Source organism: Mesorhizobium sp. B2-4-13 (genome assembly GCF_006658535.1).
Classification (GTDB): Bacteria; Pseudomonadota; Alphaproteobacteria; order Rhizobiales; family Rhizobiaceae; genus Mesorhizobium; species Mesorhizobium australicum.
Window position 1 is genome coordinate 445,630 of the sequence record NZ_VFVB01000001.1, and the last position, 26,342, is coordinate 471,971.

The window sequence follows — 26,342 nt, forward strand, 5'->3', positions numbered from 1 at the left end:
AGGATCACGTGCCAAAATGGGAGATCGATATGCATTCATTCCTGAAGTCGTGCACTGCCTTGACGGTCGCGCTGACCTTCTCCGGTCAGGCCATCGCCCAGGTGAAGGAACTCGGCAAGGGCGAAGGTCAGGTCAACATCGTCGCCTGGCCGGGCTACATCGAGCGCGGCGAGACCGACAAGGGCTATGACTGGGTGAGCGCCTTCGAGAAGGAGAGCGGTTGCAAGGTCAACGTCAAGACCGCCAACACCTCGGATGAAATGGTCTCGCTGATGAACGAGGGCGGCTTCGACCTCGTCACGGCTTCGGGCGATGCCTCGCTGCGGCTCGTCGCCGGCAAGCGCGTGCAGCCGATCAACACCGATCTCATCCCGAGTTGGAAGACGGTGGACGACCGGCTGAAGGACGCGCCCTGGTTCACCGTCGACAAGGTGCATTACGGCGTCCCCTATCAGTGGGGTCCCAACATCCTGATGTACAACACCGAGGTCTTCAAGGAAGCACCGAAGAGCTGGAACGTCGTCTTCGAGGAGATGAAGCTGCCCGATGGCAAGTCCAACAAAGGCCGCGTCCAGGCCTATGACGGACCGATCCATATAGCGGATGCCGCCAATTATTTGATGTTCCACAAGCCGGAACTCGGCATCAAGGATCCCTACGAATTGAACGAGGACCAGTACAAGGCGGCGCTCGAATTGCTGCGCGTCCAGCGCACGCTGGTTGGCCGCTACTGGCACGACGCCGCCATCCAGGTGGACGATTTCCAGAACGAAGGCGTGGTTGCCTCCGGCTCATGGCCCTATCAGGTCAACACCCTGATAGCCGCCAAGAAGCCTGTCGCCTCGACCGTGCCGGAGGAAGGTGTCACCGGCTGGGCCGACACCACCATGATGGAGGCCGACGCGGCACACCCGAACTGCGCCTACATGTGGCTCGAGCATTCGCTGGCGCCGAAGGTGCAGGGCGATGTCTCCGCCTGGTTCGGCTCGCTGCCGGTCGTGCCGGCCGCCTGCAAGGGCAACGAGCTGCTCGGCGAGGAAGGCTGCAAGACCAACGGCTACGACAATTTCGACAAGATCAAGTTCTGGAAGACGCCGGTCTCGAAATGCGCCACGCAGAACGACCAGTGCGTGCCCTATTATCGCTGGGTATCGGACTATATCGGCGTCATCGGCGGACGGTAATCGCGCTTTGCTGAGAGCTTGGCGCTGCCCCTCATTGTCCTGCCGGACATTTCTCCCCGTATAGAGGCGGGGAGAAAGACGCTGTTATCAATGGTTTCGCCAACTACCAACGTTGCAGAATAAGCGCCAATATCGCGACCAGCTTCCTTCTCCCCGTCACTATACGGGGAGAAGGTGCCGGCAGGCGGATGAGGGGCGGCGCGATCGCCTGAAAATTTGATGAGCCTGAAAGATCAGGACACCCCATGACATCAGCCGTTTCCTTTCAAAAAGCCTCGCGCCATTTCGGCAGCGTTCGCGCTGTCGACGCTGTCGATCTCGACATCGCGCCGGGCGAATTCTTCGCCATGCTCGGGCCGTCCGGTTCGGGCAAGACCACGTGCCTGCGTCTTATCGCCGGCTTCGAGCAGCCGACGGCGGGTTCGATCTCGATCTTCGGCGAGCGGGCCGAGGGCGTGCCGCCCTACCGCCGCAACGTCAACACCGTGTTCCAGGACTACGCGCTGTTCCCGCATCTCAACGTGCTCGACAACGTCGCCTACGGGCTGATGGTCAAGCGTGTCGGCAAGGCCGAGCGGCACAAGGCGGCGGAAGAAGCGCTGTCGCTGGTGCGGCTGCCCGGCTATGGCGCGCGCCGGCCCGGCCAGCTTTCCGGGGGTCAGCGCCAGCGTGTCGCGCTCGCCCGTGCCCTGGTCAACCAGCCCAAGGTGCTGCTGCTCGACGAGCCGCTCGGCGCGCTCGACCTCAAGCTGCGCGAAAACATGCAGGAAGAGCTGAAATCGCTGCAGAAGGCGCTCGGCATCACCTTCGTCTTCGTCACTCACGACCAGGGCGAGGCGCTGTCGATGGCCGATCGCGTCGCCGTCTTCAACGATGGCAGGATCATGCAGATCGGCACGCCCGAGGATATTTATCAGCGGCCGAGCACGCGTTTCGTCGCCGATTTCGTCGGCTCCTCCAACGTGCTGCCGCCGGATTTCGTCCAGCGTTATTCCGGCCAGCACCGCTGGGGCAGCCTGCGCCCTGAATCCATTCGTGTCGGCCGCGCGGCGAGCGGCGAAGGCGTCGCCGCGCGCCTCGTCTCGACCAACTATCTCGGCGCCACGACAAGGCTGGCGCTCGATGCCGACGGGTTGAAACTGCACGCCGTAGTGCCTGCGGGAACGGCCCTGCCGGCGGAAGGTGAGGCGGTCATGCTCACCTTCAACCGCGAGCATCTGCACCTGATGGACGAGCCGGCATGAGCCTCGACGCTACCATGCCGCGTGCCACGGCGTCCGCCATCTTGCCCGGCAGCGGCGGCATGCGCGGCGCGCTCTCCGACCTTTTCTGGCGCCGCCCCCAACTGCTGCTGCTGCTGATGCTCCTGCCGCCGGTGCTGTGGCTCGGTATCGTCTATATCGGCTCGCTGTTCGCGCTGCTGGCCCAGAGTTTTTTCTCGATCGACGAATTCTCGGGCCTCATCAATCGCCAATTCACGCTGAAGACCTATGGCGACCTGCTCCAGGCGGCCAATCTCGACATCATCTTGCGCACGGTGACGATGGCCGCATTGGTCACGCTTGCCTCCGCCATCGTCGCTTTCCCGATCGCCTACTATGCGGCGCGCTATGCGCGCGGCCGCTGGAAGGCGCTGTTCTATCTCGGCGTCATGCTGCCGCTGTGGTCGAGCTACCTGGTCAAGATCTATGCCTGGAAGCTGATCCTGGCCAAGGAAGGTATTTTAACCTGGCTGCTCGCCAAGCTGCATTTGTTGTGGCTGCTCGACGCCTGGCTGTCACTGCCGGTCGTCGGCGGCAATTCGCTGTCGGTGTCGTTCACCGGCACTTTCATCGTGTTCGTCTATGTCTGGCTGCCGTTCATGATCCTCCCCGTTCAGGCAGCCCTCGAGCGGGTGCCTGGCAATCTGGTCGAGGCCTCGTCCGATCTCGGTGCTTCGCCGGGGCAGACATTCCGCAACGTCTTGTTCCCGCTGGCGCTGCCCGGCATCGTCGCCGGTTCGATCTTCACCTTCTCGCTGACATTGGGCGACTACATCATCCCGCAGATCATCGGCACCTCGCGCCTCTTCATCGGCCAGGCCGTCTACTCGCAGCAAGGCACCGCCGGCAACATACCGCTCGCCGCCGCCTTCACCGTGGTGCCCATCGTCATCATGGGCTTCTATCTCTGGGGCGCCAAGCGAATGGGGGCTTTCGATGCGCTCTGACCGTGGTCAATCCGCTCCCCTCGGCCTGAAGATCGCCGCCGCCAGCGGCCTGCTCTTCCTGCATCTGCCGATCCTGCTGATCTTCGTCTATGCCTTCACCACCGAGGAGAAGAGCTTCGTCTGGCCGCCGCCCGGGCTGACCACGCAATGGTTCGCCGTCACCTGGAACCGGCCCGATGTCTGGGAAGCGCTGTCGCTGTCGGTGCGCGTCGCCGCCATCTCGACCGCGATCGCGCTGCTGCTCGGCACGCTCTGCGCCGCAGCTGTCTCGCGGACGAAATTCTTCGGCCGCGAGACCATCTCGCTGCTGGTCATCCTGCCCATCGCGCTGCCCGGGATCATCACCGGCATCGCGCTGCGCTCGGCCTTTTCGCTGGCCGAAATCCCGTTCTCGTTCTGGACGATCGTGCTCGGCCACGCCACTTTCTGCGTGGTCGTCGTCTACAACAACGCGGTCGCTCGTTTCCGCCGCACCTCCGGTTCGATGATCGAGGCCTCGATGGATCTCGGCGCCGATGGCTTCCAGACCTTTCGCCATGTCGTGCTGCCCAACATCGCCACCGCACTGCTCGCAGGCGGCATGCTGGCCTTCGCCCTCTCGTTCGATGAGGTCATCGTCACCACCTTCACCGCCGGCCAGCAGCAGACCGTGCCGATCTGGATGCTGGAGGAACTGATCCGCCCGCGCCAGCGCCCGGTCACCAATGTCGTGGCCATGGTGGTTGTGCTGGTGACGCTGCTGCCGATCCTGGTTGCCTATTACTTGACCCGCGACGGCGACCAGATCGCCGGTTCGGGCAAATGAAAGTAGTGAGTAGTGACTACTCACTACTCACTAGTCACTAATTACCCCATTCGTTTCTGCCCCAAGGAGACACCATGGACACCCAGATGCTGATCGGCTCGAAATTCGAGAAGGGCACCGAGACCGAGGAGCCGATCCTCAACCCGAAGACCGGGGCGACCATCCTCAATCTGCCCGAGGCCAGCCAGGCACAGATCGAGGCGGCGGTGAGCGCCGCCGAAAAGGCGTTCGCCTTGTGGTCGCGCACCACGCCGGCACAGCGCTCCGGCTACCTCCTGAAGATCGCCGACCGCATCGAGACCGAGGCGCAGGAGTTCGCGACGCTGGAGGCGTTGAATTGCGGCAAGCCGATCAATGCGGTGCTCAATGACGAAATCCCGGCCATCGTCGACTGCTACCGCTTCTTCGCCGGGGCGGTGCGCTCTATGCCAGGTGTGGTCGCGGGCGAATACCTGCCCGGCCACACTTCGATGGTCCGGCGCGACCCGATCGGCATCGTCGCCTCGATCGCGCCATGGAACTATCCGCTGATGATGATGGCCTGGAAACTGGCGCCGGCTATCGCTGGCGGCAACACGGTGGTTTTCAAGCCGTCGGAGCAGACGCCGTTGACGGCGCTGAAGCTGGCGACGATCCTGGCCGATGTCCTGCCCGAGGGCGTCGTCAATGTCGTGCTTGGCCGGGGCGACAGCGTCGGCAACACGCTGATCAACCACCCCAAGGTCAACATGATCTCGATCACCGGCGACGTCGCCACCGGCAAGAAGGTGCTGCAGGCCGCCGCCAAATCGGTCAAGCGCACGCATCTGGAACTCGGCGGCAAAGCGCCGGTCATCGTCTTTGACGACGCCGACCTTGGCGCCGTCGTCAAAGGCCTGCGCGCCTTCGGCTACTACAATGCCGGCCAGGACTGCACCGCCGCCTGCCGCATCTATGCCGGCAAGAAGATCTACGACAAGCTTGTCGCCGATCTCTCCACCGCCGTCTCGACCATCAAATACAATCTATCAGACGACGCCGAGAACGAAATCGGGCCGCTGATCTCGCGGCGCCAGCGCGACCGCGTCTCGAGCTTCGTGGAACGTGCTTCGGAGCTGAAGCACATCGAGATCACCACCGGCGGCAAGCCGGGCGAGGGCACCGGCTTCTACTACCAGCCGACCGTCGTCGCCGGCGCGCTGCAGGAGGATGAGATCGTGCGCCGCGAAGTGTTCGGCCCCGTCGTTTCAATAACCCGCTTCACGGAAGTGGACGAGGCGGTGGCCTGGGCCAACGACAGCGATTACGGCCTGGCGTCATCCGTGTGGACCAAGGATGTTTCGCGCGCCATGGCGACCGCCGCGCGGCTGCAATATGGCTGCACCTGGATCAACACCCATTTCATGCTGACCAACGAGATGCCGCATGGCGGCCTGAAACAATCCGGCTACGGCAAGGACATGTCGCTCTATGCGCTGGAGGATTATACCGCCGTGCGCCATGTGATGGTTGCGCATGGGTGAGGAGCGGTCGCCGCTGGCGATCAATCGACAACGATTTGTCGATCGAAGCGACGAACGCCCGGAGCCATAGCGAAGGGCGGACGCCGGATCAGGGGCAGCGCAAGCTTCTGCGATGCCGGCGCTGCCCCTCATCTGCCTGCGGCATCTTCTCCGCGTGAAGGGGAGAAGAACTCCGGCCGCTACTCCACGATGCGATAGATGTTCCACAGGCTGGTGCCCGACACGACATAGGGCTCCATCTCCTTGCCCCATTTGGCGTGCGCGTCGATCTTGCCGATCTTGGCGAACATCGCCTCCAACTGGGCCAGGCTTTCGACCTGGTGATGCGACTCGACCGTCGCTTCACGGGCGCCGATCGATCCGGTCATGATCTGGAATTTGAGCTCGGTGAGGCCGACCTGCGAGCCGATCTCGCGTTCCCATTTCCGCATCAGCTCGAGCACCGTCTGCTTGTGCCCGAACTTGGCATCGATCTGCCATCTGGCGCTGAACATGTTGGTTCTCCTCCATCACTTGCGGCTCAGGCCGCGGGTTGATCTACTCGTCCCAGGCCTGCACGACGGTTTGGCGCGCGATCAGGCCGTTCTTCAGCTCCAGCATTGCCGCGCAGAACACCTTGGTGCCGTCCGGGTAGGCGCATGCCTGGGTGAATGCCAGGCTGTCGCCGTGGGCGATGGTGGTGTCGACCTTGTGGGTCATCGCCCGGCTGCAGATGTCGTCCCAGAACGTCGTGATCGCCGCGCGCCCGCGGATTTCGCGCGGCTTGCTCGGCGGATTGTTGCGGTCGATCACCCGCACCAGCGCATCATCGGCATAGAAGCTCGACAGCATCTTGCCGTCACGGCCTTCGATCGCTTTCTTGATCGCCGCGCCATCCACGGCTTGGGTCTTGGTCAGCATTTTATCCTCCCTATGCCCGTCTTCAAGATCGGGCGTTTGACGTTTGAGGTGTCGCCCGGCGCTCGCCGACGGGCGGTGTCTTTCACTGTGACTTGGCCTTAACTGCCGCAAACACGCCGTCGGTCTGCTTCTTGAAGGTGGCCAGATCGACCTGGCTGCCGTTGAGGATCGTCGACCAGTGGCGCACGATCGCGGCCATCGCGATTGTCTCCTTGATCTCTTCGTCCGATGCGCCGTTGAGCTTGGCCGCCTCGGTGTGGAAATAGATGCAATACTGGCACGGGATCTGCGACGCGACCGCCAGCCCCATCAGCTCCTTGGTCTTGCCGTCGAGCGCGGTCTTGGGATTGAGCTGGACGCCCTTGATCTCGGCCCAGGCGCCGGCGATGGCGACGTCAGGCAGTGTCTTGAACATATCCGGCACCGAGCCGAGCGTCGCCTCGATGTCCTTGTAGGCTGTCGCCGCCGACGCATCCTCGGCTTTCGCCGGGGTGATCGTGAACAGCGCGCCAATGCCCGCCGCGATCACGAGTGACCTGACATTCAGTTTTGACTTGGGCATTTCATCCTCCGTTCGCAGCGCCTTTCCGGCGATATCCGCCTTGGCCTGCATGGGGGAATTGATAGCGCCTATGGCAGTGTGCCTGCTTCGCCCGAAAGCGCCATGGCTCTCATGGCCCGTCCGGGCCAGTCTGCCTGGCGGAAAATGCCGCCGCGGCCGCTCGCGACGGCAGGTCGAGCTTCAGCAGTATGTTGGCGACGTGGCGCTTGACCGTGTGCTCGCTCAGCCTGAGTTCGGCGGCGATTGCCGCATTGCTCTTGCCGTCGGCGATCAAATTCACGACTTCGCTCTCGCGCGCGGTCAGGCAAGCCGGTTCGGCCGCTTTGGTCTTGGGCCGGCAGGACGGCTCCAGGTGCTGTTCGGACATCGCAAGCACAAACGCCAGCGGCTCGTCCAGCTCGTCGATGCCCACACGCCCGCGATCGACGAAATGAAGACCCGAGCCGACGGCCAGATCGGCGACCAGCCTCGACGCCAATATCTCGCCGCGCCCGGCGTGAGCGGCGAGTTGTATCGTCACGCGGCCCGTCAATCCTGCAGGAGGGCCGCGCGACTCGATCTCGCCGACATGCGCCCCTTGCGCGCTTGCCACCCCGATTTGCTGCGCCGCGTCCCGCAACGCCGCCGCGCAACGCAAGGCACGCCCAGGGCCGTCGAAGCGCGAAATCATCATCTCGGAGTGCATGTCCGCGCAGCGCCCGCCATGGCGCGTCACAAGGGTCCGCCATGTCTCATGGAAATGCTGGCTGCGTTCGCTCCACATCCGGTCTCCGAGGCGGGCCGTGTCGTAGATCCGAGTCACGAGAAGCGCAGCCAGAACGCGTTCGGCTTCCACCACGGCGCGCTCGCCGGTCAGGAACTCCTCGATCAGGTCGGCGACCCGGTCGACATCACCGGTCCAGATCGGGTGGTCGCGTCCAGGGATTTCGACCAGCCGCGCGTTGGGGATTTTCCTGGCCAGAAAGCGGCTGGCGTCGGGGTCGACCCGCACATCGTTGCGGCGATGGATCAGCAGCGTCGGCGCGCCGATTGCCGCCAGGATGCCGCGCACATCGATCCCCGCGTTCATCCGCGCCAGCGTCGCCGCCGCGGTAGGGCTTGCCGACAGCCGCTCGAAGCGCGCCCACCAGGTTGAAAAGCGGGTATCGTCGACCCTGCCCGGTGCGAAATTGGGCAAGGTGGCGCCTGTGCCCCAGGCCGTCTCGGCCGTCGCGATGAAGGCTTCCAGACGCTCCGGCGGCATCACCCATTTGTGGAAATGCGCGTAGCCGCCATAGAGCGCCAGTGCCCGCGTCCGCTCTGGATAGGTGGCGGCGAACAGCATCGCCAGCGGCGCGCCTTCCGAAGCCCCAAGGATCGACGCGCGGCCGCTGCCGACCGCATCCATCACCGCGCGCACATCATCCATGCGGGTCTCGAGGCTGGGCAGGTGATGGACATCGACGCGGTCGGAAAGACCCGTGCCGCGCTTGTCGAACAGGATCAGCCGCGAGAAGGCCGAAAGCCGCCTCAGGAGCCTGGTATAGCCCTCGTCTTCCCAGTGCAGGTCGAGGTTGGAGATGAAGCCGGGGACGAAGACGAGGTCGAACGACCCCTGGCCGACCACCTGATAGGCGATCCGCACCTCGCCGCTAAGGGCGTATCGGGTCTCGATCGGCCTCACGAGGGTGTCCGCCCGGCCTGACGATTTCTGATCGCCAACCATAGCAGAGCCGCGCCGGTTGCGGCAGCTTATATTTTAGCGGAAATGAATGTAGCCGGCGGCCGACGCGGTTACTTTTGCGACGCGGCGACGTCGCCAGGCGAGGCCGCGAGGCCGAGCTTGAGATCGGCCTCCGCCGGCGTGATCGGCCGTTTGATCCTGGCCGAAGCGACCACGACCAGTTCGTCGAAGCCTTCACCGCCGCTGTCCAGCATCTCGAAGAACTGGCGCCGCATTCTCGGCTCCCAGAACTTGTTGATATGCTCGGCGACGCCGGCAACGCCTTCCTCGCGTGGCCTGGAGTGGAAAAAGGCGGCGATCTGGTTGGCCATGCGCACCAGCTTTTCCCCTGTGCTCATGATGTGCTCTTCGTCATGCGACATGCTGGGCAACTCCCGAAATCACCCGGTCGGGGTGGGTAAAAACATCGAAATCGTCGCCACGCACCAGCGCCACCAGCGTCATGCCGGCCTCTTCCGCGGTGCGGATGGCAAGGGCCGTCGGCGCCGAGACGGCGATGATGAAGGCTGAACCGATCGCCGCCGTCTTCTGCACCATCTCGACCGAAACACGGCTGGTCACCACGACGGCGCCCGATGCGCCATCGATATTGGCCTTGGCCAGCGCGCCGGCCAGCTTGTCCAGCGCATTGTGGCGGCCGACATCCTCGCGCGCCATGACGACGCCCTTGCCATGGACGTAGAAGCCGGCTGCATGCACGGCGCCTGTCTCGGTATGCAGCGGCTGCACCTTCGACAGCAGCTTGACCGAGCGGGTGATATCGTCGGCCTCAAGCGTAAGTTTCGACGCACCCACCGGATCGACCGAGCGCATCGCTTCCTCGATCGATTCGATGCCGCACAGCCCGCAGCCCACCGGTCCGGCAAGCCGCCGCCGCCGCGCCTCGAAGCGCGTATTGGCCTGGTCCTTCAGCCGGATCTGGATGTCGATGCCGGCGCCATGATCCTCGACCTCGATGGCTTCGATCTCATCAGGCGCAGCGATGATGCCTTCGGTGAGCGAGAAGCCGAGCGCGAAGTCCTCGAAATCGGCGGGGCTCGCCATCATCACCGCATGCGTGGTGCCGGCGAAGGACAACGCCACCGGCGTCTCTTCCGGCACCATGCGGTTGGCCGCAGCCGTGCCGCTGGCGCGGTGCGCCAGTCGCGATATCTGCGTCGTCGCTCTGCGGCGCGCGGCCAAGACTACTCCGCCGCCTGCAGCGGAGCGATGCGACGGCTCTGCTTGGCCTGCTCGTCATAGTCGCGCTGCCATTCCGACGGGCCGTTGGAAGCGCCGACCTGCACCGCAGTCACCTTGTATTCCGGACAATTGGTCGCCCAGTCGGAGAAATCGGTGGTGATGACGTTGGCCTGCGTGTCGGGATGGTGGAAGGTAGTGTAGACCACGCCCGGCGACACCCGGTCGGTGATCAGCGCGCGCAGCGTCGTCTCGCCCGAACGGCTGGTCAGCCGCACCCAGTCGCCATCGCGCAGGCCGCGATTTTCTGCGTCGTGCGGATGGATTTCCAGCCGGTCCTCGGAGTGCCACATGACATTTTCGGTGCGTCGCGTCTGCGCGCCGACATTGTACTGCGACAGGATACGGCCGGTGGTCAGCAGCAGCGGGAAGCGCGGTCCGGTTCTTTCGTCGGTCGCCACATATTCGGTGCGGATGAACTTGCCCTTGCCGCGCACGAAGCCGTCGACATGCATGATCGGCGTGCCAAGCGGCGCCTTGTCGTTGCAGGGCCATTGCACGGAGCCGACCCGGTCGAGCAGGTCGAAGGAGACGTTGGCGAAGCTTGGCGTCGTCTTGGCGATCTCGTCCATGATTTCGGACGGATGCGTATAGTTCCAGTCGAGGCCGATCGCACGGGCGAGTTCCTGCGTCGCCTCCCAATCGGCGTAGCGCGCCTTCGGTTCCAGCACCTTGCGCACCATATTGATGCGGCGTTCGGCATTGGTGAACGTGCCGTCCTTCTCGAGGAAGGTCGAGCCCGGCAGGAAGACATGCGCGTAGTTCGCCGTCTCGTTGAGGAAGAGGTCGTGCACCACCACGCATTCCATCGCGGCCAAGCCGGCGGCGACATGCTTGGTGTCGGGATCGGACTGCAGGATGTCCTCGCCCTGGATGTAGATGCCCTTGAACGAGCCGTCGACAGCGGCATCCAGCATGTTGGGAATGCGCAGGCCGGGTTCGTCGTCGAGCTTCACGCCCCAGAGGCTTTCGTAGATGTCGCGCACCGCGTCACCCGAAATGTGCCGGTAGCCCGGCAGTTCATGCGGGAACGAGCCCATGTCGCAGGAGCCCTGCACATTGTTCTGGCCGCGCAGCGGATTCACGCCGACGCCAGGCCGGCCGATATTGCCGGTGGCCATTGCGAGGTTGGCGATCGCCATCACCGTGGTCGAGCCCTGGCTGTGCTCGGTGACGCCGAGGCCGTAATAGATCGCGCCATTGCCGCCCTTGGCGTAGAGACGGGCGGCACCGCGGATCAACTTCGGATCGACGCCGGACAGCTTGCCGACGATTTCGGGGCTGTTTTCCGGCAGGGCGACGAAGGACGCCCAGTCCTGGAACTCAGCCCAGTCGCAGCGCTCGCGGATGAAGGCTTCGTCGAAAAGGCCCTCGGTGACGATGACATGCGCCAGCGAGGTCAGCACGGCGACATTGGTGCCGGGCTTCAGCGGCAAATGGTAGTCGGCTTCGACATGGGCCGACTTGACCATCTCGGTGCGGCGCGGGTCGAGCACGATCAGCTTGGCGCCCTGACGCAGCCGCTTCTTCAGCCGCGAGGCGAACACCGGGTGCGCGGAAGCCGGATTGGCGCCGATGATGACGGCGACGTCGGTGAATTCGACGGAATCGAAGTCCTGCGTGCCGGCCGAGGTGCCGTAGGTCTGGCCGAGCCCATAGCCGGTCGGCGAATGGCAGACACGCGCGCAGGTGTCGACATTATTGTTGCGGAAGCCTTGGCGAACCAGCTTCTGGACGAGGTAGGTCTCCTCATTCGTGCAGCGCGAGGAGGTGATGCCGCCGATCGCGGTGCGGCCGTACTGGTACTGGATGCGGCGGAATTCCTTGGCCGTATGGGCGATCGCCTCTTCCCAGCTCACTTCGCGCCAGGGATCGCTGACCTTTTCGCGGATCATCGGCGACAGGATGCGGTCCTTGTGGGTGGCATAACCGTAAGCGAAGCGGCCCTTCACGCAGGAATGGCCGTGGTTGGCCATGCCCTCCTTGTAGGGCATCATGCGGATGACCTCGTCGCCCTTCACTTCGGCCTTGAACGAGCAGCCGACGCCGCAATAGGCGCAGGTGGTGACGGCCGAGCGCTCCGGCAGGCCCTTTTCAAGCACGGTCTTCTCGCGCAGCGCATCGGTCGGGCAGGCCTGCACGCAGGCACCGCAGGACACGCATTCGGAGGCAATGAAGTCCTCGTGCATGCCGGCGACCATGCGCGATTCGAAGCCGCGGCCCTCGATGGTCAGCGCGAAAGTGCCTTGCACCTCCTCGCAGGCGCGCACGCAGCGCGAGCAGACGATGCACTGCGCCGGATCATAGGTAAAATAGGGGTTGGACTCATCACGGGCGATGTAGTCGACCGCGAGCGAGCCATGGCCCGGCGCGACGCCATTTTCTTCCTTGACGTGGTTGCGGCCCTCAACGCCGTAGCGATTTTCGGTCAGGCCGACGGACTTCGCCACCACATCGAACTCGCTGGCGCCAGTTCCGGCCTTCTCGTGCCAGCCGGTCGGATGGTCGGAGACGTAGAGTTCCATGACGCCCCGGCGGATGGCGTCGAGCCTGTCCGACTGCGTGCGCACCACCATGCCTTCGCCGACAGGCGTCGTGCAGGAAGCCGGCGTACCGCCGCGCCCGTCGATTTCGACGAGGCAGACGCGGCAGGAACCGAAGGAGTCCAGCATGTCGGTGGCGCAGAGCTTGGGGATCTCCACCCCGCCTTCCATCGCCGCACGCATGATCGACGTGCCTTCAGGCACGCTGATGCTGCGGCCATCGACGGTGAGCGTGACCTGTTTTTGCGCCTTCGACTCCGGAGTTCCGTAGTCAATCTCTTCGATCAGCGTTGGGAAGTCGGCCTTGATGTTCATCTGCCAGCTCCTATTCAGCAGCCACGCGCGCTGGCGCGGGCTTGAAATCCTCGGGGAAATGCGTGATCGAGCTCATCACCGGGTAGGGCGTGAAGCCGCCCAGCGCGCAGAGCGAACCGAACTTCATCGTGTTGCAGAGGTCGGTGACCAGAGCGAGGTTCTTTTCCGGCTCGATACCGGCGGCGAGCCTGTCGATGGTTTCCACGCCCCGCGTCGAGCCGATGCGGCAAGGAGTGCACTTGCCGCAGCTTTCGATGGCGCAGAACTCCATGGCGAAGCGTGCCTGCTTCAGCATGTCGGCGGTATCGTCGAAAACCGTGATGCCGGCGTGGCCGATCAGCCCATCGCGCTTGGCGAATTCCTCGTAGTCGAACGGCGTGTCGAACAGTGCGCGCGGGAAGTAGGCGCCGAGCGGTCCGCCAACCTGCACCGCCTTCACTGGGCGCCCGGTGGACGTGCCGCCGCCGATCTCGTCGACGATCTCGCCCAGCGTCAGGCCGAAAGCGGTTTCGAACAGGCCGCCTTGCTTGACGTTGCCGGCGATCTGGATCGGGATCGTGCCGCGCGAGCGGCCCATGCCAAAATCCTTGTAGAAGGCGGCGCCCTTGTCCATGATGATGGGTACGGAAGCCAGCGAAATGACGTTGTTGATCACCGTCGGCTTGCCGAACAAACCCTGTATCGCGGGCAGCGGCGGCTTGGCGCGCACCACGCCGCGCTTGCCTTCCAGGCTGTTCAAGAGCGAGGTTTCCTCGCCGCAGACATAGGCGCCGGCACCGACGCGGATTTCCATGTCGAAGGCGTTAGGCGAACCCAGCACATTGACGCCGAGCACACCGGCCTTGCGGGCGATCTCGACGGCCTTGTTCATGACAGCCACCGCGTGCGGATATTCCGAGCGGATATAGACGAAACCCTTGGTCGCGCCGGTGGCGATGCCGGCGATGGTCATGCCTTCGATGAGCACGAAGGGGTCGCCCTCCATGATCATGCGATCGGCGAAGGTGGCGCTGTCGCCTTCATCGGCGTTGCAGACGATGTATTTGCGCTCCGATGTCGTATCGAGCACCGTCTTCCATTTGATGCCGGTCGGGAAGCCTGCGCCGCCGCGGCCGCGCAGGCCGGAGTCGGTGACCTGCTTGACGACGTCGGCGGGCGTCATGGCCACCGCGTTCCGCAGGCCGCTCAGTCCGCCGAGCGATTTGTAGGCATCGAGCGACAGCGGGTCGTTGATGCCACAACGTGCAAACGTCAAGCGAGTTTGTTTGGCCAGGAACGGAATCTTGTCCGGTGCGCCGAGCCAGCGCTTGTGATGGCCGCCGGTGAGAAAACCGCTGTCGAACAGGCTCTTCACGTCCGACGGTTTCACCGGCCCGTAGGCGACACGGCCATTGGCCGTCGCCACTTCGACCATCGGTTCGAGGAAATAGGCGCCGCGCGAGCCGTTGCGCACAATCTTGGCCTCGATGCCGCGCTCCGCGAGTTCCTTGGCGACGGCCTTCGCGACCTTTTCCGCGCCCAGCGCCAGTGCGCCGGAATCGCCGGGAATATAGATACGGGGGGTCATGAGCGCACCTCGGCGACGATCTCGTCGATCTTGTCGTCATCCAACCGACCGATCACCTCGCCATCCAGCATCGCAGATGGCGAGCAGGCGCACAGCCCGAGGCAATAGACCGGTTCCAGCGTAACCGATCCGTCACGCGTGGTCTCATGGAAGTCGATGCCGAGCAACTGCTTGACCTTGGCGGCGACCGCGTCCGAACCCATCGACTGGCAGGCTTCCGCCTGGCAGAGCTTGAGCACGTGCCGCCCGGCCGGGCGCGCGCGGAAATCATGATAGAAAGTCACGACACCATGCACCTCGGCCCTGGACAGGTTCAGGCCGTCGGCAATGACGGGGACGGCATCCTGCGGGACGTGGCCGAATTCTTCCTGGATGCCGTGGAGGATCGGCAGCAGCGGACCTTCGAGGTCCTTCAACTCCTGGATAATCGCCGCCGTGCGCGATGCGATCTCGGTACTTGCAGGCTGCATCGTCATGCAGCGCCCTCCCTGGTCGATAGCTTTTATCGCTAAGTCTTTACAAAATCAGAGGAAACCCGCGAAATCAATAAAGCTGTTTCGTTGCTCGATAGAAATCTTCTATCGACGAGCTGCGCTCAGCATTGTCTAGCCTAGCGGTGGGCGCGGAAATCGTCTGCCAGCGCCATCGCCTCGTCCAGCAGCGCCTGCACCAGCGGCGTGTGCGGCTCGCGCGGCGCGGCGACCAGCCCGACTGTGTGGCTGGCATCGGGCTCGACGATCGGAATGGCCCGGATCGGTTCGGAAAAACCGAATGTTTCCGCAAGGTTGAGTGGCATGATCGATGACCATTTGCCGGTCCGGATGTGCGAGAACAGCACGATCATCGAATTCGATTCCAGCGTCGGCCGCACCTGCACGCCGGCTTCCGCCAGGTGCTGGTCGATGATGCGGCGGTTCTGCATGTCCGGCGTCAGAAGGCACAGCGGCAACTGGCTGATCTCGGACCATGTCACTTTGTCGCGGTCGGAATAGGGATTGCCGATTGCGGTGATCAATTGGTAGCGCTCGTCATAGAGGGGCACGCTGGTCACCCGTCCCAGCGGTTCGTTGTCGAGATAGGTGATGCCCGCATCGACATCGAAATTGCCAAGCAGCGACAGCACTTCGATCGAGGTCCGCGACAGCACCGAAAAGGTGACGCCTGGGTGCTTGTCTCGAAAGGGCGTCGTCAATCTCGCGACCATCGCCAATGCCGTAGGGATTGCTGCAATCCGGATGCGGCCGGAAAGGCCATACCGGGCGGCGCGCATCTCCTCGCGCATGGTCCTGGAGTCGCCGACGATGCGGCGCGCCCAGACCAACACTTGCTTGCCCTCCGGGGTCAGCCCCTGGAACCGCGACCCGCGATTGACCAACATGACGCCGAGCTGGCCCTCGAGCTGCTTGATGCCGGCCGACAAGGTCGGCTGCGTGACCCCGCACGCCTCGGCCGCCCGGCCGAAGTGCTCTTCCTTGGCCAGCGCGATGAAGAATTCCAGCTTGTCGATCATTGGGGGAAGCTATCCGGCGCGGTGGCGTCGCGCCAGATGGTGTCGCGCTCAATCCTCCAATGCATGTCGCCCGAAAGTGACTTCGGTTTTGGGACAACGACATGCATAAAAAAGCGATCGCGCAGCGCTGCCTCGATCGCCGGGATCTACCGATCCACGAGATTGAGGATGTTGCCGTCCGGATCCTTGAACCATGCGACTTTCATGCCGCCGCCGACATGCAGGTCACCCTCCATCGTTAGGCCGGGCATCTCGTAATGCTCGAAGGCGACACCCTTCGACTTGAGGGCGTTGACGACATCGGCGATGGTGTCGCCGACCATCCAGGTTACCGCCGTCGCCTTGTTGGTCCCTGCGAATTCGGAGCGATAGACATTGATCGTGGTATCGCCGCTTTTGTAGACGATCAATTCGCCGCCCTCATCGTGCACCTGTTCCAGGCCGAGTGTTCTCTCATAGAAGGCCTTGGCCCTTGCCAGATCCTTCACGGCGAGGTTTGCCGATGCGTTGCTGTTTGCAAGCATGATCGTCTCCTTCCCTGGTTGTCATTCCCTCTGGTCATGGAAATAGGTCGCCCAGGCCGCTTGACGACCGCCATCATGCCTGGCGCTTGGAGCGGTCCGCGATCTGCACTATGTGAGCTGCAGCCGAACGCCAGGGAACAACAGCCATGTCCATCACCAAGGAAATCGTCACCGAGCGCCTGAAGACGGTGAACGGGCCGGACTTTACCGGCAACATCGTCGACCTCGGCATGGTTTCGGAGATTTTCATCGCCGATTCGAAAGTGTTCTTCTCGATCACCGTTCCCGCCGCGCGCGCTCAGGAGATGGAGCCGTTGCGCGCCGCCGCCGAGCGGGTGGTGAAGGCCATTCCCGGCGTCGCCGGTGCGGTCGTCGCGCTGACGGCTGAAAAGAAAGGCGGCGGCATGGAGGCGTCGGTTCCATCGCGTCCCGCACCCAGGCCGGCGCCGACGGCTCCGGTCGCTGCGGCACCGCGGGCGGCCCCGCATGCTCCCGCTTCGCAGAGCCAGGGCAAGCGTGGCGTGCCCGGCATCGAGGCGATCATAGCGGTTGCTTCAGGCAAGGGTGGCGTCGGCAAGTCGACCACGGCCGTCAACCTGGCGCTCGGCCTTGCCGCCAATGGCTTGCGGGTCGGCGTGCTGGATGCCGACATCTATGGCCCGTCGATGCCCAGGCTGCTCAACATCCATGGCCGGCCGCAGACGGTTGACGGCAAAATCCTGGAACCAATGGAGAATTACGGCCTCAAGGTGATGTCGATGGGTTTCCTCGTCGATGAGGAGACGCCGATGATCTGGCGCGGGCCGATGGTGATGTCGGCACTGACGCAGATGCTGCGCGAGGTTGAATGGGGGCGGCTCGACGTGCTCGTCGTCGACATGCCGCCCGGCACGGGCGATGCGCAACTGACCATGGCCCAGCAGGTGCCGTTGGCCGGTGCCGTCATCGTCTCGACGCCGCAGGACCTGGCACTGATCGACGCCCGCAAGGGCCTCAATATGTTTAGGAAAGTCGATGTGCCGCTGCTCGGCATCGTCGAGAACATGAGCTACTTCATCGCCCCGGATACCGGCAAGCGTTACGACATCTTCGGCCATGGCGGCGCGCGCCGCGAGGCGGAGAGGCTGGGCGTCACCTTCCTTGGCGAGGTGCCGCTTGAAATGGGCATCCGCGAGAGCTCCGACGCTGGCACGCCGGTGGTCGTCTCGAAGCCGGATGGCGCCGAGGCGAAAATCTACCGCGATATCGCTTCCAAGGTCTGGGACAGGGTCAACGAGGAACGCGGCGCGGCCGAAGCGGCCGTGCCGAGTATCGTCTTTGAGTGAACCCTCACGGGGAGTGCGTCAGCCGCCCACTTTCTCGCCGAAAGCCGAAAAGAACTGTCCGGCCAGTTTCTTCGACGTCGATTCGATCAGCCGGCTGCCAAGCTGCGCGATCTTGCCACCGACTTCTGCCTTGGCCGCATATTTGAGGATCGTCGCGTCTGGCCCGTCGGCGGTGAGCGTGACGTCGGCACCGCCCTTGGCGAAGCCGGCGATGCCGCCCTTGCCTTCGCCCTGGATGGTGTAGGCATGCGGCGGCTTGAGGTTCCTGAGCGTCACTTCGCCGTTGAAGGTGGCCTTGATCGGCCCGATCTTCAGCACCACCGTTGCCGCCATCTCGGTCGCCGATTTCATTTCCAGGCTCTGGCAGCCCGGAATGGCGCCCCTCAGGACGGTTGGGTCGTTCAGCGCTTCCCACACTTTCTGCACGGGTGCGGCGATACGTTCCTCGCCCTCGATCACCAAAGCCATCTAAACCTCCCGCATCGCCTATGTCGGATTGGTCGTAGCGTGCGGCTCGATAGCTGTCTATCGCACCAAAGTCCGGATTCAGATCACGCGTGCCCCTTGCCTGCATCCGCGCGTTGTCATATCGATTTGTCATACAAATACGGAGACCATGATGGCCGGCGCCCCCACGAAAAAGAAAAAGTTCCGCTCGCAGGAGTGGTTCGACAATCCCGACAATCCGGGAATGACGGCGCTTTATCTCGAGCGCTACCTGAATTACGGGCTGACACGCGCCGAGCTGATGTCTGGCAAACCGCTGATCGGCATCGCGCAGACGGGCTCTGACCTTTCGCCTTGCAACCGGCACCATATCGAACTTGCCAAGCGCGTGCGCGAAGGCATCGTCTCGATGGGCGGCATTCCTTTCGAATTCCCCTGTCACCCGATCCAGGAGACCGGCAAGCGGCCGACCGCCGCCCTTGACCGCAACCTCGCCTATCTCAGCCTTGTCGAGGTGCTCTACGGCTATCCGCTCGACGGCGTCGTGCTCACCATCGGCTGCGACAAGACCACGCCTGCCTTGCTGATGGCGGCGGCGACCGTCAACATCCCGGCCATCGCGCTGTCGGTCGGCCCGATGCTCAATGGCTGGCATAAGGGCAAGCGTACCGGCTCGGGCACCATCGTCTGGGAATCGCGCCAGCGCCTGTCGGCCGGCGAGATCGGCTATGACGAGTTCATGGACATCGTCGCGTCCTCGGCGCCGTCCACCGGCTACTGCAACACGATGGGCACGGCCACCACGATGAATTCGCTGGCCGAGGCGCTCGGCATGCAACTGCCCGGTTCGGCCGCCATTCCGGCGCCCTACCGCGAGCGCGGCCAGATCGCCTACGAAACCGGCAAGCGCATCGTCGACATGGTGCACGAAGACCTGAAACCGTCCGATATCATGACCCGCGCGGCTTTCGAAAACGCCATCGTCGTCAATTCGGCGATCGGCGGCTCGACCAACGCGCCGATCCATCTCAACGCCATCGCCCGCCATCTCGGCGTGCCGCTCGACAATGACGACTGGCAGACCATCGGCCTCAAAGTGCCGCTCATCGTCAATCTGCAGCCGTCAGGTGAATATCTGGGCGAGGACTATCACCACGCCGGTGGCGTGCCTGCCGTGGTCGCCGAACTGATGAAGGCCGGAATGCTGCCGCATCCCGATGCCTTGACCGTCAATGGCAAGTCGATCGGCGCCAACTGCGAGGGCGTCGCCAACGAGAATACCGACGTCATCCGCACGGTGGCCGAGCCGCTGAAGGCCAATGCCGGCTTTATCAATTTCAAGGGCAATCTGTTCGATTCGGCGATCATGAAGATGAGCGGCATTTCGCCGGAATTCCGCGAGCGCTATCTGTCGAACCCGAACGACCCGGAAGCCTTCGAAGGCAACGCCATGGTCTTCGACGGGCCCGAGGATTACCACGCCCGCATTGACGATCCGGCGCAAGGCATAGACGAGCATACCATCCTGTTTATGCGCGGCGCCGGTCCCGTCGGCTATCCCGGCGGCGCCGAGGTCGTCAACATGCAGCCGCCGGCCTACCTGATCAAGAAGGGTATCCACGCGCTGGCCTGCATCGGCGATGGCCGCCAGTCCGGTACGTCGGGCTCACCGTCGATCCTGAACGCCTCGCCGGAAGCCGCGGTCGGCGGCGGCCTGGCGCTGCTCAAGACCGGCGACCGCGTCCGCATCGACCTGCGGAAGGGCACGGCGAACATCCTCGTCAGCGATGACGAGATCACACGGCGACGCGCCGAGCTGCAGAAGGATGGCGGCTATCATTATCCCCAGCACCAGACGCCCTGGCAGGAGATCCAGCGCGGCATGGTCGACCAGTTCTCGACCGGCATGGTGCTGAAGCCGGCGGTGAAATATCAGGATGTCGCCCACACGATGGGGGTGCCTCGCGACAATCATTGATTATTCCCGGGAATAGTCATCGATTATTCCTGGCTGGTCACTGATGATGGATCACGACGACCGGCGGCCTTCGATCAGGCCGCCGTGTCACAGCCACGGGCCGGGAAACGCTCTGTCCTTGACAAGCCAGCCCAACAATTCCACCATCATCGCAAGGGGTGTATCGCGACGACCCCGTGAGGCGTCAGCCCAATGTTCGCGTCCAGGCTTCTTCAGGAGGTGGACGCCATGCCGTCAACAACCGCTATCACCATACAGCAACTATCCCGTCTGATTGGTCTTCCGGGCGCACCTTTGATCGTCGATGTCCGTATCGATGAAGACTACGACGCCGACCCGCGCCTGCTGCCGGCCTCTCACCGGCGCAATTTCAAAACGGTCTCGGCCTGGGCACACGACCTTGCCGGCAGCCAAGTGGCCGTCCTTTGCCAGAAGGGGCAAAAGCTTTCGCAAGGGGTTGCCGCGTGGCTGCGGCATGAAGGCATTGCCGCCGAATCCCTCGAAGGCGGCTTCGAAGCCTGGCGCGATGCCGGCGGGCTTCTGGTCCGCGCCGACAAGATACCGTCCCGCGATGAAAAGGGCCGCACCGTCTGGGTAACGCGGGCTCGCCCCAAGGTCGATCGCATCGCTTGCCCATGGCTGATCCGGCGCTTCATCGATCCCGACGCGGTGTTTCTCTTCGTCGAACCCGCTGAGGTTCCGGCTGTCGCAGACCGCTTTCAGGCCGTGCCTTTCGACATCGACAATGTGTTCTGGAGTCATCGCGGCGAGCGCTGCACCTTCGACACGATGATCGAGGAGTTCGGGCTGGAATCCCAGGCACTCGATCGGCTTGCCACGATCGTGCGCGCGGCCGACACCGCACGCCTGGATCTCGTTCCCCAGGCAGCCGGATTTCTGGCCGCCTCCCTTGGCCTGTCACGCATGTTCAGCGACGGTCTGGAGCAGCTGGAGGCCGGCACGATGCTCTATGACGCGTTCTTCCGCTGGTGTCGCGACGCCACTGACGAGACGCACAACTGGCCGGGCGGGGCAAAGCCGTCATGAGCAGCCTCATTTCGGGCAATGATGCCGACCTCGTCGAGGCGCCGGCGGTCCCGAGCTTCCGCGAAGCCACGAAACTCTGGGCGAAGATCGGATTGCTGAGCTTCGGCGGGCCGGCCGGGCAGATCGCGCTCATGCACAAGGAATTGGTCGAGGACCGGCGCTGGATCGGCGAACAGCGTTTCCTGCATGCGCTGAACTACTGCATGCTGCTGCCCGGTCCCGAGGCCCAGCAACTTGCCATCTATATCGGCTGGCTGCTGCACAGGACGATCGGCGGCCTTGTCGCCGGTGTTCTGTTCGTGGTGCCCGGCGCACTCGTCATGCTCACCCTGAGCATTCTCTATGCGCTCTATGGTGATGTCCCGCTGGTCGCGGCGCTGTTCTTCGGGGTCAAGGCCGCCGTGCTCGCGGTCGTGGTCGAGGCGGTGATCCGCATCGGCCGCCGCGCCTTGAAGAACCGGTTGATGGTGGCGATCGCGCTTTGCGCTTTTCTCGGCATCTATGTGCTCGCCATCCCGTTCCCGCTCATCGTCCTGATTGCGGGATCGGTGGGATGGGTGGGAAACCGTGTCGCGCCAGCCCTGTTTTCCGGCGCGGCGCACGGCAAGAACGACGCTCCCGATATCAGGGGCGCGGTCGACCTGATGTTCGAACGCGGCGAACTGGCCCATACCAGGCCGACACGATGGCATGCGCCGCGCACCATCGCGATCTGGCTGCCGATTTGGCTCGGGCCAGTTCTGTTGCTGTGGGCGCTCACCGGAAGGAGCAGCGTGTGGACGCAGATTGGCGGCTTCTTCAGCCTCATGGCGGTGGTCACCTTCGGCGGCGCCTACGCGGTTCTTGCCTATGTCGCGCAGGCAGCCGTGCAGTCCTTCGGCTGGCTCGCCCCTGGTGAAATGGTCGATGGCCTTGGCCTTGCCGAGACCACGCCGGGTCCACTCATCCTGGTGTTGCAATTCGTCGGCTTCATCGCCGCGTTTCGCCACTCCGGCTCGCTGGACGCACTGCTTGGCGGATCGCTTGGAGCGCTGCTGACGCTGTGGGTTACGTTCACACCCTGCTTCTTCTGGATATTCCTCGGCGCGCCCTACATCGAGGCCCTGCGCGGCAACAAGGCCCTGTCGGCCGCGCTGGGCGCGATCACCGCCGCCGTGGTCGGCGTCGTCATGAACCTTGCTCTGTGGTTCGCCTTGCACGTCGTCTTCCGCGAAGTGCGCATGACGGGCCTTGGCATGAACGTGCCGGTGCTTTCGTCGATCGACTGGCGAGCCGCGCTGCTTTCGGTCGCCGCCATGGTCGCCATCCTGAAGTGGAAAACCGGTGTGCTGCCGACGCTTGCGGGATGCGCCCTTGCCGGCGTGTTGCTGCTCGCCACGGGCGGCTAGTGGATGTCGCCCGGAAGTGTCTTCGGTTCGGGAAAACGACATGCATCGAAACAAGATCTAAGGCGCGTCGCATGAATCCGTTTCGACGCGACGCGCTTTAGATTTTCCGGCTCCTTTGTATTCCGCTTCCGAACCCCCTAACTGGTGGAAAACGGATTGGACCAGCAATGGCGGGACGACGCTCTTCCCTCGGCTTTCTCGGCATGTTCGGCCGCTCGGATGATTTGCGGCAGCTCGATGCCGCTTGCGTGGCGCCGACCTGCATCCCGCCCTTGTGCCCGAAGGGGTGAAACTAACCATCGTCAATCTGATGAAGGACCACTGGCCCGAGGAGCCGCCGCCGCAGGCCTATCCGCGGGTAGCGAACCTGTTCAGCTACTGCATCGCCGGACCGGAAACCTTCGAGCGTGCGCAAGGTCCGCAGCAGCGGCTCGACGCGGAGCGCCGGATCGGGGCCGCTCTCGAAACCGGCGACGATCTCGATGCGCAGATCGTGCTGATGGCACTGCACGCCAAGCTGATCAACGCCGAGGTGGTTGAGCGCTTCGGGCTGGGCGCCGACTGAGCGCTTTCGTGAAACGCTGAAACCGCTCTAAGCCCGGCTTATCTCCTGGAGATACCAGCCGATATAGCGCAACTCGTTGTACTCCATCGGCGCGATCGGTCCGGGCACGAAATAGTGCGAGCGTACGCCGCGCGCCGTATGCTCGATGATCTTCTTGTCCTCGTCCGTGGTGACCTTCCACAGCCAGGTCAGTTTTTCCAGATCGTAGTCCTGGCCTTCGACAGCGTCGCCGCGCACCAGCCAGATCAGTTCCATCTCGCAGGTCTGAGCCGTTTTCGGGATGAATCGGTAGATCATCCCGTGGTCGGGGTAGCAGACGAGGAAAGTCGTGCCGCCAAGATGGATGGAGGTGACGCCGCCGTCATAGTCGGTGAAGCGGCCCATCAGTGGCGCGACGGGGGAGCCGTCCCGGCTTCCGCTCGAAACGCCGTCGTAAAGCGCGTAGCGGAAGGTGTGGATCGCCTCCTGGCCGGCGGCCGAATTCTGCCAGCGATCACCGCTGCCGATCTCGATACCGAGAGCGCAGGTCCGCTGTTCCATCGCGGCATTGAGCTGCTCGATCATCTCCGCGGGCTTTTCCAGCGCGTGCGTCTGCGAATATTCGGGATGTGCCGGTCCGCAATGGTAGCATTCGACATAATTTTCGACGGCGAGCTTCCAGTTCGCGTCGAGCGGATAGCTTTGGCGATAGGCCACCTTGGCATCGCCCCAACCATATTGTCCGCAACTCGTGCGCAAAGATTGCTCGATCGGATCAAAATCGAGTGGCGTCTCGGCGAAGGAGATGAAGACAAGGCCGGTCGCGACGCGGACATGGAGCTTCTTCAGCCCGTGCGCGGTGCGGTCGAAATCCTTCGGCATCAGCCTGGCGGCGCGCAGCGAGCCGTCATTGGAATAGGTCCATGCATGATACGGGCAGACGAACACTTTCGCGTTGCCCTTCTCTTTGGTGCAGACCTCGGCGCCGCGATGGCGGCAGACATTGAGCATGGCATGCACGGTGCCATCCATGCCACGCGACAGGATGACCGCCTCGTCACCGAGCTTGAACAGTTCGAAGTCGCCGGGATTGGGAATGACGCTGGCATGCGCCAGGCAGTGCCAATGGCGGCGGAACAGACGTTCCATGTCCCGCTCGAAAATATCCTGGTCGTGGTAGAATGGGCGCGTCAGGCCGTAGCCTGGCCGGTGCGAGGCCACCAGCCGATCGATGGCATCTTCGGTATTTGCGGCTTGCTGGATAGGATAGACGCTCATTTGTCGTTCTGCCCAATGGTTGGTTCTGTCGGTGGCTATCTGTATGTCGGTCTTCTGGCTAGCCGCCCATGCTCGCGCGCGGCAGGTGGATCAGGTTGCCGAAGCGGGCGCGCAATCTGTCGTCGACCAGCTTGGGCACGTGCCGCGGAAATCGTTCCGCAAGGATGCGCTTCTTTTCGTCGATCGCCCGGGCCAATATATCAGGGCGGCCTTTTTCGTTCCATTCCTTCGGTGAGGAACGGTCGCCGAAGGCGGGATAAAAACGCTCTGCCCGGGCCGACTTGAGCGTTTGCTCGTGGTCAAGATAATGGCCCGGACCCTTGAGGCAGACATCGGCGATGGTGTCGATCGACAGCGCTTCGTCCGTCACTTCGATGCCGCGTGCGCAGCGCAAGCAATGGCCAAGCATGTCATTGTCGATGATCAGGCTTTCCAGGCAGAAGCCGAGCAGCGAGGCATGCATGCCGGCCGATTCGTAGACGAGGTTGAGGCCCGAGAGGCCGGCCATCACATTGGTGATGCCTTTCTCGTAGCCGGACTGGATATCGGGCAGTTTCGAGTCTGTCATGCCGGCGGCCGAGCCGCCGGGCAGGTCGTAGAATTGCGCCATCTGCGCGCAGGCCGCCGTTACCACCGCCTGTTCGGCCGAGCCACCGGCCATGGTGTTGGTGCGCAGGTCCGACATGAACGGCCAGGCGCCGAAGATCGCCGGATGTCCCGGCTTGAGTGCGTTGACATACACCAGGCCAGCCAGCACTTCGGCCACTGCCTGCGCGACCGCGCCGGCCATCGCCGCCGGAGCGGTTGTTCCGGACTGGCCGGTGGAGAGGAGCAGGATGGGGATGCCGCCTTCGACACAGGCCTCGAGCACGCCGCAGGCATCCTCGGCGAACTTCATCGGTGGCACGACGAAGGAGTTGGAGTTGGAAACGAACGGCCGGGCGCGGAAATTCTCCTCGCCACCGGCGATGGCATAGAGCATTTCGAGCGCCGGCTTCACATTCTCGCGCACGGTGAAGGACGTGCCGACATGCTTCGACGTCCCCATCACGCAGGCGTAGAGCGTGTTGAAATCCATATCGAGCGGGTCGGCGATGTCGCGCGCCACCATCGGCCGCTGGAAAAAATGGATGTTGCTCAGTCCATCGACGATGCGGGCGGCGTCATAGATGTCCTGCAGCTTCGATTCGCGATACTCGCGTTTTTCGAGATCCACCAGATGCACGGCGATACCCGCCGTGCCGTAATGGACGCGCTTGCCCTGGATCACCATGTCGTGCCTGGGGTCCTGGCCATGCAGCGTGAAATGCCGCGCGGCTCGCTTGATGGTGTCGAGTACGAGCGCACGGGGGAAACGGATGCGGCCATCGTCGCCATGGATGGCGCCAGCCTTGGTCAGGACTTTTATGCAGGACGGGATGGCGTTGGCGAAGCCGACCGTTTCCAGAAGCGTCAGCACGCCCTCATGGATGCGCTCGCAGTCGTTTCCGCGCAATGGCCCGTAACTGCCGCCTTCCATGGCTTGGTGTAGTGGCCCGTTTGGTGGAATAGCTGATTTCACCGCACGTCCCGTTTCGCGGTCGCCGGAGCGTTGTGGACGACGGTTCGCCGGCATGTCCTGCTTTTCGACAGCCACTGGCATGGAAGCACTCCACCTCTACCGGCAGGAGCTTGTGGCGGTTGGTCCACCATCAACCTGCTTCTTCTCTGACGCCGACTATGCCGCCGGCACTGGCCCATCCTATGAGCCAG

24 protein-coding genes are annotated in these 26,342 nt (G+C 63.5%); 10 read left to right on the forward strand and 14 right to left on the reverse strand.

Annotated features, from left to right (window positions below; all coding sequences use genetic code 11):
* Positions 1 to 29: 29 nt before the first annotated feature.
* From FJ936_RS02205 to FJ936_RS02230, 5 genes are all read left to right on the forward strand, one after another.
* The gene (locus FJ936_RS02205) at positions 30 to 1,184 is read left to right on the forward strand and encodes an ABC transporter substrate-binding protein (RefSeq protein WP_141906073.1); all 1,155 of its coding nucleotides are present in this window, start codon (positions 30 to 32) and stop codon (positions 1,182 to 1,184) included.
* 245 nt (positions 1,185 to 1,429) lie between these two features.
* On the forward strand, positions 1,430 to 2,428 hold the full coding sequence (locus tag FJ936_RS02215) for an ABC transporter ATP-binding protein (RefSeq protein ID WP_141906074.1): 999 nt from the start codon (positions 1,430 to 1,432) through the stop codon (positions 2,426 to 2,428).
* A 14-nt stretch (positions 2,429 to 2,442) separates the two neighbouring features.
* Positions 2,443 to 3,393: an ABC transporter permease gene (locus FJ936_RS02220; protein WP_181171021.1), complete on the forward strand. Its 951-nt coding sequence runs from the start codon at positions 2,443 to 2,445 to the stop codon at positions 3,391 to 3,393.
* Positions 3,383 to 4,198: an ABC transporter permease gene (locus FJ936_RS02225; RefSeq protein WP_140723137.1), complete on the forward strand. Its 816-nt coding sequence runs from the start codon at positions 3,383 to 3,385 to the stop codon at positions 4,196 to 4,198. Before FJ936_RS02220 ends, FJ936_RS02225 begins: the two co-directional genes overlap by 11 nt.
* 74 nt (positions 4,199 to 4,272) lie before the next feature.
* Positions 4,273 to 5,700 (forward strand): gamma-aminobutyraldehyde dehydrogenase, encoded by a 1,428-nt coding sequence (locus tag FJ936_RS02230; RefSeq protein WP_140786986.1) that lies wholly within the window; start codon positions 4,273 to 4,275, stop codon positions 5,698 to 5,700.
* A 179-nt stretch (positions 5,701 to 5,879) separates the two neighbouring features.
* Here FJ936_RS02230 and FJ936_RS02235 read toward each other — a convergent pair whose 3' ends face one another.
* The 11 genes from FJ936_RS02235 to FJ936_RS02285 all read right to left on the reverse strand — a co-directional run bounded on the left by FJ936_RS02235 (position 5,880) and on the right by FJ936_RS02285 (position 16,583).
* A complete protein-coding gene (locus tag FJ936_RS02235; protein ID WP_015314126.1) occupies positions 5,880 to 6,194 on the reverse strand; it encodes a hypothetical protein in 315 nt (104 codons plus the stop codon).
* Positions 6,195 to 6,237: 43 nt separating this feature from the next.
* Positions 6,238 to 6,600 (reverse strand): nuclear transport factor 2 family protein, encoded by a 363-nt coding sequence (locus tag FJ936_RS02240; protein WP_015314125.1) that lies wholly within the window; start codon positions 6,598 to 6,600, stop codon positions 6,238 to 6,240.
* Positions 6,601 to 6,682: 82 nt separating this feature from the next.
* Positions 6,683 to 7,162 (reverse strand): carboxymuconolactone decarboxylase family protein, encoded by a 480-nt coding sequence (locus tag FJ936_RS02245; RefSeq protein ID WP_140660571.1) that lies wholly within the window; start codon positions 7,160 to 7,162, stop codon positions 6,683 to 6,685.
* 109 nt (positions 7,163 to 7,271) lie between these two features.
* Complete coding sequence (locus FJ936_RS02250) at positions 7,272 to 8,825, reverse strand: alpha/beta fold hydrolase (protein WP_141906075.1); 1,554 nt, start codon at positions 8,823 to 8,825, stop codon at positions 7,272 to 7,274.
* Positions 8,826 to 8,935: 110 nt separating this feature from the next.
* Entirely contained in the window at positions 8,936 to 9,247 is a 312-nt protein-coding gene (locus tag FJ936_RS02255; protein ID WP_015314122.1) for a formate dehydrogenase subunit delta, read from the reverse strand.
* Positions 9,237 to 10,067 (reverse strand): formate dehydrogenase accessory sulfurtransferase FdhD, encoded by an 831-nt coding sequence (gene fdhD / locus FJ936_RS02260; protein WP_140714171.1) that lies wholly within the window; start codon positions 10,065 to 10,067, stop codon positions 9,237 to 9,239. The genes FJ936_RS02255 and fdhD overlap by 11 nt, the downstream gene beginning before the upstream one ends.
* Positions 10,068 to 10,069: 2 nt before the next feature.
* On the reverse strand, positions 10,070 to 12,982 hold the full coding sequence (gene fdhF / locus FJ936_RS02265) for a formate dehydrogenase subunit alpha (protein ID WP_140786988.1): 2,913 nt from the start codon (positions 12,980 to 12,982) through the stop codon (positions 10,070 to 10,072).
* A 10-nt stretch (positions 12,983 to 12,992) separates the two neighbouring features.
* Positions 12,993 to 14,549 (reverse strand): NADH-quinone oxidoreductase subunit NuoF, encoded by a 1,557-nt coding sequence (locus tag FJ936_RS02270; RefSeq protein ID WP_140786990.1) that lies wholly within the window; start codon positions 14,547 to 14,549, stop codon positions 12,993 to 12,995.
* Complete coding sequence (locus FJ936_RS02275; protein ID WP_023783362.1) at positions 14,546 to 15,025, reverse strand: formate dehydrogenase subunit gamma; 480 nt, start codon at positions 15,023 to 15,025, stop codon at positions 14,546 to 14,548. Before FJ936_RS02275 ends, FJ936_RS02270 begins: the two co-directional genes overlap by 4 nt.
* Before the next feature lie 134 nt (positions 15,026 to 15,159).
* Positions 15,160 to 16,059 carry a LysR family transcriptional regulator gene (locus FJ936_RS02280; protein WP_015314117.1) on the reverse strand — a complete coding sequence of 300 codons (900 nt, stop codon included), beginning with the start codon at positions 16,057 to 16,059 and terminating at the stop codon, positions 15,160 to 15,162.
* Positions 16,060 to 16,205: 146 nt separating this feature from the next.
* The gene (locus FJ936_RS02285; protein ID WP_140660575.1) at positions 16,206 to 16,583 is read right to left on the reverse strand and encodes a VOC family protein; all 378 of its coding nucleotides are present in this window, start codon (positions 16,581 to 16,583) and stop codon (positions 16,206 to 16,208) included.
* A gap of 146 nt (positions 16,584 to 16,729) precedes the next feature.
* On the opposite strand from FJ936_RS02285, the gene FJ936_RS02290 reads away from it, so the two are divergent.
* The gene (locus FJ936_RS02290) at positions 16,730 to 17,908 is read left to right on the forward strand and encodes an Mrp/NBP35 family ATP-binding protein (RefSeq protein WP_140786993.1); all 1,179 of its coding nucleotides are present in this window, start codon (positions 16,730 to 16,732) and stop codon (positions 17,906 to 17,908) included.
* Positions 17,909 to 17,926: 18 nt separating this feature from the next.
* Here the strand turns inward: FJ936_RS02290 and FJ936_RS02295 are convergent, their stop codons facing one another.
* Entirely contained in the window at positions 17,927 to 18,376 is a 450-nt protein-coding gene (locus tag FJ936_RS02295) for a carbon monoxide dehydrogenase subunit G (protein WP_140786995.1), read from the reverse strand.
* Positions 18,377 to 18,527: 151 nt separating this feature from the next.
* Here FJ936_RS02295 and FJ936_RS02300 point away from each other — a divergent pair, with 151 nt between their 5' ends.
* From FJ936_RS02300 to FJ936_RS02315, 4 genes are all read left to right on the forward strand, one after another.
* Positions 18,528 to 20,333, forward strand: a complete 1,806-nt coding sequence (locus tag FJ936_RS02300) for an IlvD/Edd family dehydratase (RefSeq protein WP_015314113.1) — start codon at positions 18,528 to 18,530, stop codon at positions 20,331 to 20,333.
* 228 nt (positions 20,334 to 20,561) lie between these two features.
* Entirely contained in the window at positions 20,562 to 21,380 is an 819-nt protein-coding gene (locus FJ936_RS02305; protein ID WP_140786997.1) for a sulfurtransferase/chromate resistance protein, read from the forward strand.
* Positions 21,377 to 22,768: a chromate efflux transporter gene (chrA, locus tag FJ936_RS02310; RefSeq protein WP_140786999.1), complete on the forward strand. Its 1,392-nt coding sequence runs from the start codon at positions 21,377 to 21,379 to the stop codon at positions 22,766 to 22,768. Before FJ936_RS02305 ends, chrA begins: the two co-directional genes overlap by 4 nt.
* A 244-nt stretch (positions 22,769 to 23,012) precedes the next feature.
* On the forward strand, positions 23,013 to 23,333 hold the full coding sequence (locus FJ936_RS02315; protein WP_348642575.1) for a hypothetical protein: 321 nt from the start codon (positions 23,013 to 23,015) through the stop codon (positions 23,331 to 23,333).
* 27 nt (positions 23,334 to 23,360) lie between these two features.
* Here the strand turns inward: FJ936_RS02315 and FJ936_RS02320 are convergent, their stop codons facing one another.
* Together FJ936_RS02320 and FJ936_RS02325 are read right to left on the reverse strand one after the other, a co-directional pair.
* Entirely contained in the window at positions 23,361 to 24,590 is a 1,230-nt protein-coding gene (locus tag FJ936_RS02320; RefSeq protein WP_140614851.1) for an aromatic ring-hydroxylating dioxygenase subunit alpha, read from the reverse strand.
* A 58-nt stretch (positions 24,591 to 24,648) separates the two neighbouring features.
* The gene (locus tag FJ936_RS02325; protein ID WP_141906076.1) at positions 24,649 to 26,232 is read right to left on the reverse strand and encodes a trimethylamine methyltransferase family protein; all 1,584 of its coding nucleotides are present in this window, start codon (positions 26,230 to 26,232) and stop codon (positions 24,649 to 24,651) included.
* Positions 26,233 to 26,342 lie beyond the last annotated feature (110 nt).

What these genes read in the sequence shown, in the direction of transcription:
- FJ936_RS02280 (WP_015314117.1), bottom strand. Translation starts at nt 16,059, where the DNA reads ATGATCGACAAGCTGGAATTCTTCATCGCGCTGGCCAAGGAAGAGCAC.
- FJ936_RS02240 (WP_015314125.1), bottom strand. Translation starts at nt 6,600, where the DNA reads ATGCTGACCAAGACCCAAGCCGTGGATGGCGCGGCGATCAAGAAAGCG.
- FJ936_RS02225 (WP_140723137.1), top strand. Translation starts at nt 3,383, where the DNA reads ATGCGCTCTGACCGTGGTCAATCCGCTCCCCTCGGCCTGAAGATCGCC.
- FJ936_RS02300 (WP_015314113.1), top strand. Translation starts at nt 18,528, where the DNA reads ATGGCCGGCGCCCCCACGAAAAAGAAAAAGTTCCGCTCGCAGGAGTGG.
- FJ936_RS02290 (WP_140786993.1), top strand. Translation starts at nt 16,730, where the DNA reads ATGTCCATCACCAAGGAAATCGTCACCGAGCGCCTGAAGACGGTGAAC.
- FJ936_RS02270 (WP_140786990.1), bottom strand. Translation starts at nt 14,549, where the DNA reads ATGACCCCCCGTATCTATATTCCCGGCGATTCCGGCGCACTGGCGCTG.
- FJ936_RS02295 (WP_140786995.1), bottom strand. Translation starts at nt 18,376, where the DNA reads ATGGCTTTGGTGATCGAGGGCGAGGAACGTATCGCCGCACCCGTGCAG.
- FJ936_RS02325 (WP_141906076.1), bottom strand. Translation starts at nt 26,232, where the DNA reads ATGCCAGTGGCTGTCGAAAAGCAGGACATGCCGGCGAACCGTCGTCCA.
- FJ936_RS02235 (WP_015314126.1), bottom strand. Translation starts at nt 6,194, where the DNA reads ATGTTCAGCGCCAGATGGCAGATCGATGCCAAGTTCGGGCACAAGCAG.
- FJ936_RS02305 (WP_140786997.1), top strand. Translation starts at nt 20,562, where the DNA reads ATGCCGTCAACAACCGCTATCACCATACAGCAACTATCCCGTCTGATT.
- FJ936_RS02245 (WP_140660571.1), bottom strand. Translation starts at nt 7,162, where the DNA reads ATGCCCAAGTCAAAACTGAATGTCAGGTCACTCGTGATCGCGGCGGGC.
- FJ936_RS02230 (WP_140786986.1), top strand. Translation starts at nt 4,273, where the DNA reads ATGGACACCCAGATGCTGATCGGCTCGAAATTCGAGAAGGGCACCGAG.
- chrA (WP_140786999.1), top strand. Translation starts at nt 21,377, where the DNA reads ATGAGCAGCCTCATTTCGGGCAATGATGCCGACCTCGTCGAGGCGCCG.
- fdhF (WP_140786988.1), bottom strand. Translation starts at nt 12,982, where the DNA reads ATGAACATCAAGGCCGACTTCCCAACGCTGATCGAAGAGATTGACTAC.
- FJ936_RS02255 (WP_015314122.1), bottom strand. Translation starts at nt 9,247, where the DNA reads ATGTCGCATGACGAAGAGCACATCATGAGCACAGGGGAAAAGCTGGTG.
- FJ936_RS02275 (WP_023783362.1), bottom strand. Translation starts at nt 15,025, where the DNA reads ATGACGATGCAGCCTGCAAGTACCGAGATCGCATCGCGCACGGCGGCG.
- FJ936_RS02320 (WP_140614851.1), bottom strand. Translation starts at nt 24,590, where the DNA reads ATGAGCGTCTATCCTATCCAGCAAGCCGCAAATACCGAAGATGCCATC.
- FJ936_RS02285 (WP_140660575.1), bottom strand. Translation starts at nt 16,583, where the DNA reads ATGCTTGCAAACAGCAACGCATCGGCAAACCTCGCCGTGAAGGATCTG.
- FJ936_RS02215 (WP_141906074.1), top strand. Translation starts at nt 1,430, where the DNA reads ATGACATCAGCCGTTTCCTTTCAAAAAGCCTCGCGCCATTTCGGCAGC.
- FJ936_RS02220 (WP_181171021.1), top strand. Translation starts at nt 2,443, where the DNA reads ATGCCGCGTGCCACGGCGTCCGCCATCTTGCCCGGCAGCGGCGGCATG.
- FJ936_RS02205 (WP_141906073.1), top strand. Translation starts at nt 30, where the DNA reads ATGCATTCATTCCTGAAGTCGTGCACTGCCTTGACGGTCGCGCTGACC.